This is a genomic window from Embleya scabrispora DSM 41855, from assembly GCF_000372745.1.
Taxonomy (GTDB): domain Bacteria; phylum Actinomycetota; class Actinomycetes; order Streptomycetales; family Streptomycetaceae; genus Embleya; species Embleya scabrispora.
The window spans coordinates 1-15546 of the sequence record NZ_KB889576.1; the positions used below are offsets into that span (position 1 = coordinate 1).

Consider the following 15546-nt stretch of genomic DNA (forward strand, 5'->3'; position numbering starts at 1 on the left):
GCCCTTGGGGAGCAGGAAGAACAGGGCCATGACCGGGACGAGGTAGAGCAGCCAGACGGTGACCTGGAGGACCGTGGGGTCGGGTTGGAAGTTGAGGATGCCCTTGAGCAGGGTGCCGTACCAGCTGTCCGGGGGGATGGTGTCGCTGATGTCGAAGGCGCGGTCGGTCAGGCCCGGGAGGAAGTCGGCCTCCTGGAGGTCGTGGACGCCGTAGGCGAGTACGCCGGCGGCGACGACGACCAGGCCGGCGCCGGTCCACAGGAAGAATTTGGCCAGGTTGATCCGGACGGCGCCGGCGTAGAAGAGGTAGCCCAGGACGACGGCGGTGGCCAGGCCGAGGGCGACGCCGATCATCGGGTCGGTGTTCTCGCCGGTGGAGCGGGCGGTGCCCCACACGATCACCGCGGTCTCCAGGCCCTCGCGGCCCACCGACAGGAACGCGGTCAGCACCAGCGCGCCGGTGCCCATCGCCAGCGCCTGGTCCAACCGACCCTGGAGCTGCGCCTTCAACGCGTGCGAGGTCCGCCGCATCCAGAAGATCATCCAGGTCACCAGCAGCACCGCGACGATCGACAGCGAGCCGCCGAACAGCTCCTGCTGCTCGAAGGTCATCTCCGCCGAAGTCAGTTCGAGGGCGGCCTCCAGGGCCACGCTCAGGCCGACCGCCGCGCCGATGCCGACCCACACCGCGGGCAGCGCCTCGCGTCGATCGGACTTGACCAGGTAGGCGATCAGGATGCTGACCACGAGGGCCGCCTCCAGGCCCTCGCGCAGGCCAATCAGATAGTTGGCGAACACAGGCCACCCCACCGCTCGAACAAATATGAAGAATGAGAATTAGGCGAGGCTAACCAAACCATCCGGGGGATCCGACGTCAATGCGGACAAAGCAAAGGTCGGGTAAGGGGGCGCGCAGTCCGTGAGGCGGCGCGCGGCCCACACCCCCGCCGCGCCGGGGTCGGCGCGTCGCACGTCGGACCCGGCGCACCGGCGGGATGCGCCCGGTGCCCGGACGCGCGGGTCAGGCGCTCGTTCCGTTGGCGGCGTGCGCGGCCAGCCGCAGGAACGCCCCGGAGAGCGCGTGCGCGGTCAGGCCGATCTGCCACGAACGCGCGCCGAAGGCGCGCAGTACGTCGCCGACCGCGTCGGCGGTGGGCACCGAGGGCGGGGCCCAGGCGAGCCGGCGCACGTAGTCCGGCGCGAGCAGGTTCTCGGTGGGCAGCGTGTGCTCGTCCGCGATGGCCGCGACGGCCGTCTTGGCCGCGGTCAGGCGCTCCGCGGCGGCTGGGTCCTTGTCCGTCCACGCGCGGGCCGGCGGCGGGCCCTCGTGCGGCAGGGTGGACATCGGCAGCTCCACCTCGGGCAGCGCCCGGGCCTGCTCGATCGCGGCCAGCCACACGCCGGCCTGGCGCCGGCTGTCCCGACCGGTGAAGCCGGGCAGCGCGAGCAGGGCGGCCACCGAAGCGGGCCCGGCGAGCGCGGCCTCGACGATCGCGCTGTCCGGGATGACCCGGCCCGGCGAGACGTCCTTCTGCCGTGCGATGCCGTCCCGGGCCAGCCACAACGCGCGCACGATCGCCAGCTGGCGACGGCGCCGCACCCGGTGCAGTCCGGAGGTGCGCCGCCACGGGTCGACGCGCGGGGTGGGCGGCGGCGCGGCGGCGATCGCGGCGAACTCCTGCAGGGCCCAGTCGAGCTTGCCCTGCTCGGTCAGGATGGCCTCGAGTTCGTCGCGCAGCTCGATCAGCACCTCCACGTCCAGCGCGGCGTAGCGCAGCCACGGCTCGGGCAGGGGGCGGGTGGACCAGTCCACCGCCGAGTGCCCCTTCTCCAGCGAGAAGCCGAGCACGGTCTCGACCATCGCACCCAGTCCCACCCGGGGGAAGGCGGCGAGTCGGCCGGCCAGCTCGGTGTCGAAGATCCGCCGCGGCACCATGCCGACCTCGGCCAGGCACGGCAGGTCCTGGGAGGCGGCGTGCAGGACCCATTCGGCGTCGACGATCGCCGTGCCGAGTTCGGACAGGTCCGGACACGCCGCGGGGTCGACCAGGGCGCTGCCCGCGCCGGCCCGACGCAGTTGGATCAGATAGGCACGTTGTCCGTAGCGATAGCCCGACGCCCGCTCGGCGTCGACGGCGACCGGTCCCGCTCCGGCGGCGAAGGCGGCGATGGTCTCGGCGAGCGCTCGCGAGTCCGCCACGACCGGCGGCACGCCCTCGCGAGGTGCCAGCAGAGGGACCGGCGCCGGGGGGACCGGCGCCGGAAGTTCGGATGAGGTTTCGAAGGAGGCGTCGGTCACCCCACCAAAATAACCCGCCCGTCCACCCGATCGGGCAGGTCCCCGCCAAGGTGGGCGCGCCACCGGCGGTGTACGGAGGTCGGAAACCGTACAAAATCAGCCGGCGCGAGATATCCGGGACGTTCCGGGGAGCGCGGAGCGCGCGGGTGGCGGGCCCGATGCCGAGTGCGCCGATGCCGTATGGACCCGACGCAAGGTGGGCCGAGATCGAGCAGAGCCAGAGCCGAGAGCCGAGGACCGGGGCCGAGACCGAGCGGACCCGAGGCCGAGCGGGCCGAGGCCGAGGGGGCCGATGTCGATCGGTCCGACGCCGAGCCGCCCGGCCCCCGACATGCCGAATCCCGGCGGGTGGGTCCACCCGCCGGGATTCGGCTCTACCTGATGAGGTGTCCTGAAGCTCAGCCGACCTGCGTCAGCTGATGATGCCCGCCCGCAACGCGAGGGCCACCATGCCGGCACGGTCGCCCGTGCCCATCTTGCGGGCGATGCGGGCGAGATGGCTCTTGACCGTCAACGCCGACAGGCCCATCGCCTGGCCGATCGCCTTGTTGGACCGGCCCTCCGCGACGAGGCGCAGGACCTCGATCTCGCGCGCCGAAAGCTCCCGGACGCCGGAGCCGGGCTCCGTCCCGCGCTGTTCCGACGGACGCATGCGGTTTGCCTGGGGCATCCCGTGGTGCAGTCCCGCTTGCCGTGCGTGTCCAGGGTTCAGTCCCGCTCGCGCGCCGGTCACGACATAGCCTCGAACGCCCGCGGCAAGCGCGGAACGAACGGCACCGATGTCGTCGGCTGCGGAGAGTGCCAAGCCGTTCGGCCAACCGGACGCGCGCATCTCGGTGAGAAGCGTGAGTCCGGAGCCGTCCGGCAGGTGCACGTCGGCGACACAGAGGTCGCGCGGCGTGCCGGCACGGGATCGAGCCTCGGCGATGGTCGACGCCCCGACGACGTCGCGCACACCGAGGGCCCACAGGTGGCGGATGACCGCGTCGCGAACCCGGGGGTCCGCGACGACAACCATTGCCGTGGGCTTGGAAGGACGGTAGGCAAGCAGGTTTGCGGGGTGATCGAGAAGTACCGACACCGGGCCTCCTGCGCAGTGATCGCGATTCCCGAAGAAGCGGCCCGACCAGCTACTCCTTCGGGGTGGTCACCCTGTCCTTCGGCACATATGGCGCCGGCCTTTAGAGGAAGATCCAAATCCGTTATGCGACGTTGACCCGGGTGTGTGACCGCGAGGTCCCGCAGCGTTGACCCGGCGTGTCAGGAGCCGGGTCGCGAGGGCCGGCGCGGTATGGCAACCACTCCTTCGCCGGAAACCACCGGCGGCAAACCCGCGCACGTGCACATGAGTTCGGTCCAGGCCAACAGGTGCGGAAGCAACTCGTCGTCGGTTGGGGTCCACGATGCCCGGATCTCGATCTCGGTCCGGGCGATCTGCCCGGAGAGTCCGCCGAAACCCTGCGAGGTACTGCGACTGACGGTGCCGCTGGGTGCTCGATAGGCGGCGCCGACCGCGTGCAGGGACTCGGTCAGCCAGGTCCAGCCGACCTCGGGCAGCAGCGGGTCCATCGCCAGCTCGGGTTCGAGTTCGGCGCGCGTCATGGTGACCACACGAAACGTCCCCTCCCATGCCTCGTGGCCCGCCGGGTCGTGCAGCAGCACGATCCGGCCGCCCGCCAGTTCGTCCTCGTCCTCGCCCAGGGCCACCTCGGCCGCGAACGCCGCCGAGAAGGGGGCCAGGCCGCGTGGCCGGGACATCTCCTCCAGGACGATCTCCGGGCGCAGGTTCGCGGCCCGCCATCCGGCCAGCGCCTGCCGGAACTCCTCGGGCTCCTCGGTCTCGCCGACTGCTGCCATGCCTGGCAGCCTAGGTGGCGGCGGGGTCGCCAGGCCCGGGCGACGCGCCGGACGGGGGTGCTCGGTCTGGGCCGTCCGGGTGCGTCTGGGACCATGGCGGATGTGACCGAAACGAGCCTTCCGCACGCCACCGTCCGAGACTCGGCCTTCCTGCGGGCCTGTCGACGTGAACCCGTACCGCACACCCCGGTGTGGTTCATGCGCCAGGCGGGCCGTTCGCTGCCCGAGTATCGCAAGCTCCGCGAGGGCACCGCGATGCTCGAATCGTGCATGCGGCCGGACCTGGTCACCGAGATCACCCTGCAACCGGTGCGCCGGCACGGCGTGGACGCGGCGATCTTCTTCAGCGACATCGTGGTCCCGCTCAAGGCGATCGGCATCGACCTGGACATCAAGCCCGGGGTCGGTCCGGTCGTGGCGAACCCGATCCGCTCGCGCGCCGATCTCGCCCGGCTGCGCGATCTGACGCCGGAGGATGTCCCCTACATCACCGAGGCGGTCGGCCAACTCGTCGGCGAGCTCGGCGGCACGCCGTTGATCGGCTTCGCCGGGGCGCCGTTCACCCTCGCGAGCTACCTGGTCGAGGGCGGCCCGTCGAAGAACCACGAGCGCACCAAGGCGCTGATGTACGGCGACCCGCAACTGTGGGCGGATCTGGTGGACCGGCTCGCGCAGATCACCTCGGCGTTCCTGAAGGTGCAGATCGAGGCGGGCGCGTCGGCGATCCAGCTGTTCGACTCGTGGGCCGGCGCGCTCTCCGCCGCCGACTACCGGGCGTCGGTGCTGCCGGCCAGTACGAAGGTGCTGGCCTCGGTCGAGCACTACGGCGTGCCGCGGATCCACTTCGGCGTGGGCACCGGGGAGTTGCTGCGCATGTTCGGCGAGGCCGGCGCCGACGTGGTCGGCGTCGACTGGCGGATTCCACTGGACGTGGCGGCGACCCGGGTCGGGCCGGGCAAGGCGCTCCAGGGCAACCTGGACTCGGCCGTGGTGTTCGCGCCGTGGGAGGCGGTCCGGGCCAAGACCGACGAGGTGCTGGCCGCCGGGCGCGCCGCCGAGGGGCACATCTTCAACCTCGGGCACGGCGTACTGCCCAACACCGACCCCGAGGTGCTCACCCGCATCGTGGCGCACGTGCACGAGGTCAGCGCGCGGTAGGGCCCTGCTTCGCATGTCGACCGGGTCGAGGAAGCGGCTCGGTCGGGCCGCGGGCGGGGGTGGCCGTGCCCGCTCGGCCGGTCCACGGCCGGGCGCGGAGCCCGGTTCGGGATCGGGTGTCGCCGATGCGTGGCCGGTTCCGGTCCCCGGATGGTGCTCGTGAGAAGGTGCGGTGTGGACAGTTCGCCGGTGGTAAACGGTCGTCATGTCGTCGTCGTGGGTGGCGGAATCGCCGGTCTCGCGGCCGCCTGGATCCTGCTTCGGGACGGCGATCCGCAGCTGACCGTCACGGTGCTCGAAGGCTCCGCCCGGATCGGTGGCAAGCTGCACGCCGGCACGATCGCGGGCGTCGCGGTCGACGAGGGCGCCGAGTCGATGCTCGCCCGGCGCAGCGAGTCGATCGACCTCGCGCGCGAGGTCGGCCTGGCCGCGGACCTGCAGCCGCCGAGCACGGCGGGTGCGTCCTTGTGGACGCGCGGTGCGCTGCGACCGATGCCGCGCGGCCACGTCATGGGTGTGCCCGGCGACCTGGAACCGCTCGCGGCGAGCGGGGTGTTGTCGGCGGCGGGCCTGGCCCGGATCCCGCTGGACCACGCGCTCGCGCCGCACCGCTACGAGGACGACGTGTCGGTGGGCCGCTATGTCGCCGAGCGGGTGGGCCACGAGGTGGTGGACCGACTGGTCGAGCCGCTGCTGGGCGGGGTGTACGCGGGCAACGCCTACGACATCTCGCTCGCCGCGGCCGTCCCACAGCTGGTGCCGATCGCGCGCGCCGGCGGGTCGCTGGTCGCGGGCGTGCGCGGGCTTTTGGAGCGCGCCGGCGAGCGGCCGAGCGGCCCGGTGTTCATGGGCATCCGCGGCGGGGTGGGGCGGTTGCCGGGCGCGGTCGCGGGCGCGGTGGTGGCGACCGGGCGCGGCGAGATCAAGACGCGGACCACGGTGCGCGAACTGGAGCGCACGCCGACCGGCTGGCGGCTGGTCACCGGACCGACGAACGCGCCGACCGCGATCGAGGCGGACGCGGTGGTGCTCGCGGTGCCGGCGGCGCCCGCGGCCCGATTGCTGGGCCCGCACTCCACGGTCGCCGCAGTCGAACTGTCCTCGATCGAGTACGCGGGAATGGCCCTGGTCACCCTCGCGTTCCGGCGCGCCGACCTGGCGGCGGTGCCCGCGGGTACCGGGTTCCTGGTGCCGCCGATCGACGGTCGTCGGATCAAGGCGAGCACGTTCGCGTCCAACAAGTGGGGCTGGCTCGCCGACGCCGACCCGGACACGTTCGTGCTGCGTACCTCGCTCGGGCGGGCCGGCGAGCAGGCGGTGCTGCAGCGCGAGGACGCGGATCTGGTCGCCGACTCGCTCGCCGACCTGCGGGACGCGATCGGGTTGAGCGCCGAGCCGATCGACACGAAGGTCACCCGCTGGGGTGGCGGGCTGCCGCAGTACGCGGTCGGCCATCTCGGCCGGATCGCCTGCGTGCGCGATGCGGTGGAGCGACTGCCCCGGCTGACGGTGTGCGGCGCGGTGTACGAGGGCGTCGGCATCCCGGCGTGTGTGGCGAGTGCGACGAGCGCGGCGAGCGACGTGTTGAGGCAGCTCGCCAGGCCGCTCGCCCGCCCCGTGCGCTGACTCCCGGCACGGGGAGAGAGAATCGATCCATGACGCAAAGCACCGCGGACAACACCCCGGAACCGGTCGACGCCGCAGCAGCCGTGATCGACGCCGCTCTCGACGCGGACGTCCCCGGGACCGAAGGCCGACCCACGCCGGCGCGCCCCAAGGCCCGCGACCTCAACCAGGTGATCAGGTACACGATGTGGTCGGTCTTCCGGCTTCGTGAACCGCTGCCCGGTGGCAGGGCGGGCCTGGCCGGCGAGGTCGAGCAGTTGTTCGAACAGCTCCTCGACAAGGACGTCGTGGTGCGCGGCACCTACGACGTCTCGGGCCTGCGCGCCGACGCGGACATCATGATCTGGTGGCACGCCGAGGACTCGGACGCGCTCCAGGAGGCGTACAACCTCTTCCGCCGCACCGGTCTGGGGCGGCTGCTGGAGCCGGTGTGGTCGAACATGGCGCTGCACCGCCCGGCGGAGTTCAACAAGAGCCACATCCCGGCCTTCCTGGCCGACGAGACCCCGCGTGACTATGTCGCCGTGTACCCGTTCGTGCGCTCGTACGAGTGGTACCTGCTCGAGGACGCCGAGCGCCGCCGGCTGCTCGCCGAGCACGGCAAGATGGCGCGCGGGTTTCCGGACGTGCGGGCGAACACGGTGCCCTCGTTCGCGCTCGGCGACTACGAGTGGATCCTTGCCTTCGAGGCCGACGAGTTGCACCGCATCGTCGACCTGATGCGGCACCTGCGCGGCTCGGAGACCCGCCGGCACGTGCGCGAGGAGGTGCCGTTCTACACCGGTCGCCGGCACCCGGTCGGCGAGCTGCTCGCCGGTCTGGCCTGAGTCACGCCCCCGCGCGGTCGGGTCACGATCGGCCCGACCGCCCGGGGACGTCCGTACGCCTGGGGATGCCCGTGCCTAGGACGAGCTGCTCGAACAGGAGGACCCACTCGAGCACGAGGACCCACTCGAACAGGACGAGCCGCTCGAACACGAGGATCCGCTCGAACAGGAGGAGCCCCCGCTCCCGCCGCACGAGGAGTTCCCGCCGCACGAGGCGTGGTGGCCGTGCGAGTGGTGCCCCTGCCAGTCGGGGCCGTGCGAGTGGTGGCCGTGCGAGTGGTGCGTGCCGTATCCGTCGAACGGGGCCGCGCCCGGCAACCACTGGTTGGGAGGCGAGCCGGAAGCCGAGCCGGGGCCGGGGCCGAACGAGGAGCCGCCGGTCGGCCACCCGCCGCCGGGCCCGTACGGTCGGCCGAACGTGCGGCGTATCCGCCGTCGGGTCATCGACCGCACACTCAGACTCACCACCAGCGCTGATGTGCCCACGATGACGAACGGAACCAACATGAACCAGGTCATGCCACCCACCCCCTGTGCGTGATCGCCTGCTCGTACCTACCGGTCGCGCGTTTACGTGCGATGCCCGAGCCGCGCGCGCAACCGCCCCCACCAAGTCGACTCGCGCGGCATGAAGACCTCGGCCAGTGCGGTCGGCAGCGCGCCCCGCTCCCACAGGTGGGCCGCGAACGCGTGCACGTCCGCGCGGGTCCCGCCGTCCGCCGGCTTCGGGTGGACCAGTGCCCACGTCATGAACTCGCCCGGCCAGCGCGGCCCCAGGGCGCTCGCCAGCTCGGGCACCGCGCGCAGCGCCGAGTCGCGCCGCTTGGCGGCCAGCGCCCGGGCCTGCGCGCGGATCCGCTGCGGGTCGAAGCCGGCCGGCGTGGGTCCGCCCGCCACCAGCGCCGCGAGCAGCTCGCTCTGCTGTCGGGCCAGCCGCTCGCGCGCGCTCACGAGCGCACCGCCGTGCGGGTGACCACCGCGCGGATGGCGGCCAGTTCGGCGGCCATCTCGCCGACGGGTGGGAAGTCGCTGTCGCGCTCCAGCAGCACCCGCGGCGGCCGGCGCAGCGCGCACAACATCCGCAGCACCTCCAGGATCGGCGCGGTCACCGGGTGCGCGTGCGTGTCGTGCCACAGGCCGTCGCGCTCGACACCGCCCGCGACGTGCACGTACTCGATCGCCTCCAGCGGTAGTTCGGCCAGCGCCGCGGCCGGGTCCAGGCCGTGGTTGACGCGCTCGGTGTGCAGATTGGCCACGTCGATCAGCAGCCGTACGCCGGTGCGCTCCACCAGCTCGGTCAAAAACCGCGCCTCGCTCATCTCGTTGCCGGGCCAGGACAGCAGCGTCGCCGGGTTCTCCAGCGCGAGCGGGACCGGCAGCGAGTCCTGGGCGATCCGCACGTTCTCCACGACCACTTCGAGCGCGTCCCGGGTCATCGGCGCCGGCAACAGGTGGCCGGCCTCCATGCCGCCCGCCCTGACGAACGCGAGGTGCTCGCTGACCAGCGGCGACTCCAACGCACCGGCCACCTCCGCCAACCGGGCCAGCCGCGCCGGGTCGGGCCGGTCCGCGCCCGCGAGTCCCAGGCCGACGCCGTGCGGGATCACCTGCACGCCCCGCGCGCGCAGCACGCGCAACGACTCCGGCAGGTGCTCGACGCACACGTTCTCGGCGATCACCTCGACGAAGTCGACGCCGGCCAGGCGCTCGATCGTCAGATCGATCTCCGGCCGCCATCCGATTCCCACCGCTGTCCGCATATGCCAAGCATGGCGGGCACGACCCACACCGAAACAGGCGGAGTTCCCTCGGTTCGTTCGCGACCGACCGGACCCGGGACGGCATGGGGACCCGTGTCGCGCGCCTCACCGAGCTCCGCGGACCGGCTCCAAGCGCCCTAGCCGCCGCAGCCGTCCGCCGTGCCGCCGCAGGAGCCCGCCCGGGCGCCCTGGGGCGACGCGCAGGACGTGCTGCCGCACCATGTGGACCGCGGGTCGCGGCTGCCCGGGGCGGGGGCGTTGCGGCGGAAGATCTCCTTGACCACCGGGTCGGGGAAGCGGTCCAGGCCCCACAGCGCGACCGCGCCCACCCCGCCGGCGCCCAGCGCGTCCACCGCCGCCTCGTCGCGGCGCATCCGGATCAGCCGGCGCATCGTCGGCGCGGTGGGCACCACCCGCTCGCCGAACACGCCGAGCAGCAGCAGGCCCGCCAGGCATGCCTGGATGCCGATCACCGCGAGCAGCAGGCCCACCCACGGCCGCGCGCTCGCCGCACCGTCGTCGGCGCGCACGAAGCCCGCCACGGCCGTGGCCACGCCCAGCGCCATGGTCGCGAACAGCGCCCAGCGCGGCACCCGGCGCGGACCCGCGTCCGGTCGCGCGACCAGACCGGCCGCGAGCAGCGCGGTGCCGATCGCCTGGATCTCCGGCGACGCGGCCACCCGTACGCGCAACTCGCGCAGCGGCAGCCCGCCGTACTCCTCGTCGAGCACACGCAGCGGTGCGTCCGGCGCCGCGCCCGGCTCGGGTGTGCGGGCCGCGACCACCTGGCCGTCCCGGCTCAGGTGCAGCGAGCCGGTGCCGAGCAGGCGCAGGACGCACACATCCGCCGCGCGGGCCGCGCCGCCGGAGACGAACGCGTACTCGACCAGGTCCAGTTCGGCCAGGCGCCGCCGGTCCGCCCGCTTGCCGCCACGCCGCGCGGACCCGATGGCGACGCCGAGCACGAGCGCCGTCCAGACCGAGTACGCGAGGGGTGGCAGCCACGGATTCATGGTCATCAGGCATAGCGGACGAACACCGCCCACGTGACCCGATGTGAGGTTTGCCGCACCGCCCGAAAGCAGGTTTGACGGACGCGGCGATCAGCCCTGCGGGTCGGGTTCCAGGGTCAGCGAGATGGAATTGATGCAGTAGCGCTGGTCGGTGGGCGTTCCGTAGCCCTCACCCTCGAACACGTGTCCCAGGTGCGAGCCGCAGCTCTTGCAGCGCACCTCGACCCGGGTCATGCCCATCGACGAGTCCTCGATGTACTCGACCCGGTCCTCGGCCAGCGGTGCGTAGAAGGACGGCCAGCCGCAGTGGCTGTCGAACTTGGTGTCGGAGCGGAACAGTTCCGTGCGGCACGCTCGACAGCGGTAGACGCCCGTCGTCTTGGTCTCGGTGTACTCGCCCGTCCAGGCGCGCTCGGTGCCGGCTCGGCGCAGCACCCGAAACTCCTCGGGGGACAGCTCGGCCCGCCACTGGTCGTCGGTCTTCTCGATTTCGTAGGCCATGTCCACATCCAACACGCAACGGTGCCGCGACGTTCCCCTGGGGACGTCGCGGCACCGCGGGGTGTCGGCCGGGCCGACCGCCGCTCAGCGCGGGGCGTTGCTGCGGTCGCGGATCGCGTCCAGGATCTCCGGGCCGAGCAGGGTGACGTCGCCCGCGCCCATGGTCAGGATCAGGTCGCCGGGCCGGGCCAGCGCGGCCACCGAACCGGCGACGTCGGACCAGCTGTGCTCGGTGCGCACCAGGCCGCCGTTGTCCAGTGCGGCGTGCGCGATGATGTTGCTGGTCACGCCCGGCTGCGGGTCCTCGCGGGCCGCGTAGATGTCCATCACGACCGCGATGTCGGCGGCGGCCAGCGCGCGGCCCATCTCCACGCCCAGCTGCTGCGTGCGGCTGAACAGGTGCGGCTGGTACACCGCGATCACCCGGCCCGCGCCCACCGCGCCGCGCGCGGTGGCGAGGTCGGCGGTGATCTCGGTGGGGTGGTGCGCGTACGAGTCGATCACCCGGATGCCGCTCTCCTCGCCCTTGAGCTGGAACCGGCGGCGCACCCCCTGGTACTTGCCCAGGCCGTCGGCCATCCGCTGCGGCTCGACGCCCAGCGCCAGGCCCACCGCGAGCGCCATCACCGCGTTGGAGGCGTTGTGCCGGCCGGGCACCGCGACGGGGAACACCAGGTCGCCGCCGGCGGCCTTGCCGCGCACGGTGACCCGGCTGCCCAGGCCGAGCGACTCGATCTCGACCAGGCGCAGGTCCGCGTCCTCGTGCTCGCCGACGGTGACCACAGCCAGCTCCGGCAGCGACACCGCGAGCCGCTCGCGCAACGCGCCCGCGCCGGCGTCGTCGGCGGACAGCACCAGGGTGCCGCCCGGGGTGATCCGGGCGGCGAAGATCTCGAACGCCTCCAGCACGTCCTCGAGCGAGCCGTAGTTGGCGTGGTGGTCCAACTCGACGTTGAGGACGACGGCGACCTCGGGCGCGTACTTGTGGAAGCTGCGGTCGCTCTCGTCCGCCTCGGCCACGAAGATGTTGCCCGAGCCGTGGTGGGCGTTGCTGCCCGCCTCGTTGAGGTCGGCGCCGATGGCGAACGAGGGGTCCAGGCCCAGCGAGGTCAGGCCGACCGCGAGCATGCTGGTCGTGGTGGTCTTGCCGTGCGTGCCCGCGACGGCCACCGAGCGGTGCCCGTCCATCAGCCGGGCGAGCGCGTCCGCGCGGTGCACGATCGGGATGCCGCGCTCGCGCGCGCGCACCAGCTCGGGGTTGTCCGTGCGGATCGCGGACGACACGACCACGCAGGACACGTCCTCGGCCACGTTGGCCGCGTCGTGACCCACGTGCACCGTGCAGCCGAGCTGGCGCAGTGCGAGCACCTGTGTGGAGTCCTTGGCGTCGCTGCCGGAGACCCGGGCGCCGCGAATCGCGAGGATCTTGGCGAGCCCGGACATGCCGGCGCCACCGATGCCGACGAAGAAGGGGCTGCCGAGGTCGACGGGCTCGGCGGGGGGTGCCATGACGCGGGCTCCTTCGAATCGTGGGACCCGGGCGGTTCGGCGCGGGCTCCCCGCGATTGTGTCAGCTCACGTCGTGTGCGAAGAGCTTGAGCACCGGGACACCCACGTTCTGCCGGGCGCGCGAGGCCCAGTCGCGGTGGAAGACCTCTTCGATGAAGTGCGGGTCGGTGAGCACGATCACCTCGTCCGCGTCGTGCCGCTCGACGATCTGCTTGAGCGTGTCCAGCGGGTCGCGCCCCGGAGTGGTCTCGCCGTCGGCGTTCGCGCCGATCGCGCGCAGCGCCGCGACGCTCGCGTCCAGCGTGCGTCGGGCGGCGGTCGCGCCGTCGTCCGGGTCGGGCTGCTCCTCGATGTCCTCGGCCGCCTCGTCCAGGCGCACCAGGGCCACGTCGTCCAGCGCCTGGAGCAGCTTGCGATGGTCGGCCTTGCCGGGCAGGACCACCACGAAGGATGTCTCGACGCCCTCGTGCAGGCTGGTGACGAACTCGACGTCCGCCTTGTTCAGGACCTTTTCGATGAGCAGCACGATCGTGTACACGCAACACTCCCTTGATCCACAGGATCCGACCACCGAGCCGGGCGCCTGTGCCCGGTCTGCCCGGGAGAGCACCCTCCCACTCTCCGGTCCCGCGCCCCGGCGGGGTGAACATCCGGGGGTGCGGCACCGGGTCGGTCACCGTTCACGAGCGCACATAGCGGGTGAACAGCGAGCCGTCCTCCTCCAGCAGCGACACCGGACGCATGGACACCCCGTCCGCGAGGGCCGGACCGGCCAGGATCCGGTCGGCGGGACCGGAGGTCAGCAGCGGGCTCACCGTCAGGCACAGCTCGTCCAGGCGACCGCACGCGGCGATCTGGGCCAGTACGTGCGGGCCGCCCTCGGTCAGCTGCCGGGTCAGCCCGCGCGCCGCCAGGGCGTCCAGGGCGCTCGCGAAGTCGACCCGGTCCCGCCCGGCCACGAGCACGTCGCCGTACTCGCGGGCCGCCGCCAGGCCCTGTGGCGCGGCTTCCTCGCAGGTGATCACGATGGTCGGGGTGATCGCCTCGGTGAACAGCGGCGCGGTGAAATCGATGGCCAGGCTGCGCGAGACGATCGCGATCACCGGCGCCGGCGGCTGCCCCGCGGCGGCGCGGGCGTCGGCGTAGGCGGCTTTGGGCCGCGGCGGCCGGTAGCCCTCATTACGGACCGTGGCCGCGCCCACGATGACGACGTCGGCCAGACCGCGCAACACCCCGAAGATGCGCTTGTCCGCCGGGGAGGACAGGCCCGCGGACAGGCCGTCGGGCGCCTGGGCGGCGCCATCCAGACCGGCCACCATGTTCGCCCGCAGCCAGGTTCGGCCGGGCGGGTAGGCGTATGTCTCGACGAGGTCGACATCGGGCTCGGCAGGGGCGCTGGGCACAGGAAGGAGACGGCGCATGCGACCGAGTTTTGCACGCGTCGTAGGCTTGATGATCGTGTCCGTAGCCCACGTCGTGTCGCTCACCCGGCGTCAGCCCAGCGTTCCCGCCGACCGCCTCGTCGCCGAGATGGTTCCGCCGCCGCGCTTCGGCGACGTGCGCTTCGATACCTACATCCCCGATCCGAACCAGCCCGGACAGGCCGCGGCGGTGCTGCGCCTGGAGCGGTTCGCCGCCGCGCTGAACGGGGACGGCGGCAACGGGAAGCGGCGCTGGTTCCGCCGCGAGAGCGCGCCCGGCCCCAGCGGGATCTACCTCGACGGCGGCTACGGCGTCGGCAAGACCCACCTGCTCGCATCGTTGTGGCACGCCGCCCCCGGGCCCAAGTCGCTGTGCACGTTCGTCGAGCTGACCAACCTGGTCGGCGCGCTGGGTTTTCGACAGACCGTCGAGGCGCTGTCCGGACACCGGCTCCTGTGCATCGACGAGTTCGAGCTGGACGACCCGGGCGACACCGTCCTGGTGTCCACCCTGCTCGGCAAGCTCGCCGACGCGGGCGTCAAGCTGGCCGCGACCTCGAACACGCTGCCCGACAAGCTCGGCGAGGGCCGCTTCGCCGCGCAGGACTTCATGCGCGAGATACAGGGGTTGTCCGCGCGCTTCGAGGCGCTGCGCATCGACGGTGAGGACTACCGGCACCGGGGCCTGCCCGCGGCGCCCACCCCGATCGCCGACGACGTGGTCGCCAAGGCCGCCGCGACCGCGCCCGAGGGCGCCGCGCTCGACGACTTCTCCGCGCTGCTCGCGCACCTGGCGACCGTGCATCCCAGCCGGTACGGCGCCATGCTCGACGGCGTCACCGGCATCTTCTGGCGCGGCGTGCGACCGGTCCAGGACCAGGCGACCGCGCTGCGCCTGGTGGTGCTCGCGGACCGGATGTACGACCGCGAGCTGCCGATCGTGGCTTCGGGGGTGCCGTTCGACGAGTTGTTCACCGAGGAGATGGTGGCCGGCGGCTACCGCAAGAAGTACCTGCGCGCGATCTCGCGGCTGGTGGCGATGGCCCGCGAGGGCGCGGAGCTCGTTCCGACCCGCTGACCGGGCCGTGGCGCGGGTAGGCCCGATGTCGACCGTGCCCCGTGCAGGCGTCGTCCGTGGGCGACCGGTACGCGGGTGAGGCATCATCGGACCCGAGTCCCGACGACGCGGAGGCAGCGGTATGGCGAAGAAGGCCGAACGCAAGGGTGCAGGCGGGCTCGACCGGGACTCGAAGGGGCGAGCCCCGGTGGGCCTGGGCGAGACATCGGACGAGACGGGCGCCGCGAAGGCCGTTGCGAAGGCCGAGAAGGCCGCCGAGAAGGCCGAGAAGGCCGAGAAGGCCGAGAAGGCCGAGAAGGCCGAGAAGGCCGAGAAGGCCGAGAAGGCTGCCAAGAAGATCGCGAAAGCCGCGAAAGCCGAAAAGGCCGCGAAGGCTGACAAGAAGGCCGAGAAGGCGCTGAAGGCGGAGCGGGAGCTGCGGGCCGAGCAGGCCAAGGCCGCCGCGAAGGCGGACAAGAAGGCCGCCAAGGCGCTGGAGGCAGCAGCCGAGCGGGAGG

Annotated in this window: 17 protein-coding genes; 5 read left to right on the forward strand and 12 right to left on the reverse strand. The window is 72.6% G+C overall.

From position 1 onward, the window contains the following. From efeU to A3IC_RS0107350, 4 genes are all read right to left on the reverse strand, one after another. A partial coding sequence (efeU, locus tag A3IC_RS0107335) for an iron uptake transporter permease EfeU (protein WP_020549415.1) occupies positions 1–798 on the reverse strand: 798 nt, incomplete at its 3' end. Between the two features lie 223 nt (positions 799–1021). After that, entirely contained in the window at positions 1022–2299 is a 1278-nt protein-coding gene (locus A3IC_RS0107340) for a ribonuclease D (protein ID WP_020549416.1), read from the reverse strand. 412 nt (positions 2300–2711) lie between these two features. Next, on the reverse strand, positions 2712–3380 hold the full coding sequence (locus A3IC_RS0107345; protein ID WP_026217971.1) for a LuxR C-terminal-related transcriptional regulator: 669 nt from the start codon (positions 3378–3380) through the stop codon (positions 2712–2714). 179 nt (positions 3381–3559) lie between these two features. After that, positions 3560–4156, reverse strand: coding sequence for a DUF3000 domain-containing protein (locus A3IC_RS0107350; RefSeq protein WP_020549418.1), 597 nt, complete (start codon positions 4154–4156; stop codon positions 3560–3562). 93 nt (positions 4157–4249) lie between these two features. On the opposite strand from A3IC_RS0107350, the gene hemE reads away from it, so the two are divergent. The 3 genes from hemE to hemQ all read left to right on the forward strand — a co-directional run bounded on the left by hemE (position 4250) and on the right by hemQ (position 7767). Beyond that, positions 4250–5314, forward strand: coding sequence for a uroporphyrinogen decarboxylase (gene hemE, locus A3IC_RS0107355; protein WP_020549419.1), 1065 nt, complete (start codon positions 4250–4252; stop codon positions 5312–5314). A 150-nt stretch (positions 5315–5464) separates the two neighbouring features. Continuing rightward, entirely contained in the window at positions 5465–6940 is a 1476-nt protein-coding gene (gene hemG, locus A3IC_RS0107360; RefSeq protein WP_052173251.1) for a protoporphyrinogen oxidase, read from the forward strand. A gap of 29 nt (positions 6941–6969) precedes the next feature. Beyond that, positions 6970–7767, forward strand: a complete 798-nt coding sequence (gene hemQ, locus A3IC_RS0107365; protein WP_020549421.1) for a hydrogen peroxide-dependent heme synthase — start codon at positions 6970–6972, stop codon at positions 7765–7767. Positions 7768–7789: 22 nt separating this feature from the next. On the opposite strand, the gene A3IC_RS67270 is transcribed toward hemQ, so the two are convergent. From A3IC_RS67270 to A3IC_RS0107405, 8 genes are all read right to left on the reverse strand, one after another. Then, positions 7790–7960, reverse strand: coding sequence for a hypothetical protein (locus A3IC_RS67270; protein WP_191864082.1), 171 nt, complete (start codon positions 7958–7960; stop codon positions 7790–7792). A 377-nt stretch (positions 7961–8337) separates the two neighbouring features. Next, positions 8338–8718 (reverse strand): SCO6045 C-terminal-like domain-containing protein, encoded by a 381-nt coding sequence (locus A3IC_RS73385; protein ID WP_020549423.1) that lies wholly within the window; start codon positions 8716–8718, stop codon positions 8338–8340. Then, positions 8715–9527 (reverse strand): MbnB/TglH/ChrH family RiPP precursor modification enzyme, encoded by an 813-nt coding sequence (locus A3IC_RS0107380; RefSeq protein WP_020549424.1) that lies wholly within the window; start codon positions 9525–9527, stop codon positions 8715–8717. The genes A3IC_RS73385 and A3IC_RS0107380 overlap by 4 nt, the downstream gene beginning before the upstream one ends. Before the next feature lie 137 nt (positions 9528–9664). Further along, entirely contained in the window at positions 9665–10546 is an 882-nt protein-coding gene (locus A3IC_RS0107385) for a TIGR04222 domain-containing membrane protein (RefSeq protein WP_020549425.1), read from the reverse strand. 84 nt (positions 10547–10630) lie between these two features. Next, complete coding sequence (msrB, locus tag A3IC_RS0107390; RefSeq protein WP_020549426.1) at positions 10631–11041, reverse strand: peptide-methionine (R)-S-oxide reductase MsrB; 411 nt, start codon at positions 11039–11041, stop codon at positions 10631–10633. 84 nt (positions 11042–11125) lie between these two features. Beyond that, positions 11126–12550, reverse strand: a complete 1425-nt coding sequence (gene murC, locus A3IC_RS0107395) for a UDP-N-acetylmuramate--L-alanine ligase (RefSeq protein WP_020549427.1) — start codon at positions 12548–12550, stop codon at positions 11126–11128. A gap of 61 nt (positions 12551–12611) precedes the next feature. Further along, positions 12612–13088, reverse strand: coding sequence for a hypothetical protein (locus A3IC_RS0107400; RefSeq protein ID WP_020549428.1), 477 nt, complete (start codon positions 13086–13088; stop codon positions 12612–12614). Positions 13089–13230: 142 nt separating this feature from the next. Further along, the gene (locus A3IC_RS0107405) at positions 13231–13971 is read right to left on the reverse strand and encodes a pyrimidine reductase family protein (protein WP_026217973.1); all 741 of its coding nucleotides are present in this window, start codon (positions 13969–13971) and stop codon (positions 13231–13233) included. A gap of 31 nt (positions 13972–14002) precedes the next feature. Here A3IC_RS0107405 and zapE point away from each other — a divergent pair, with 31 nt between their 5' ends. Together zapE and A3IC_RS66660 are read left to right on the forward strand one after the other, a co-directional pair. Beyond that, positions 14003–15049 carry a cell division protein ZapE gene (zapE, locus tag A3IC_RS0107410; RefSeq protein WP_020549430.1) on the forward strand — a complete coding sequence of 349 codons (1047 nt, stop codon included), beginning with the start codon at positions 14003–14005 and terminating at the stop codon, positions 15047–15049. Between the two features lie 121 nt (positions 15050–15170). Beyond that, the coding region (locus A3IC_RS66660) for a hypothetical protein (RefSeq protein WP_020549431.1) at positions 15171–15546 on the forward strand (376 nt) is incomplete at its 3' end.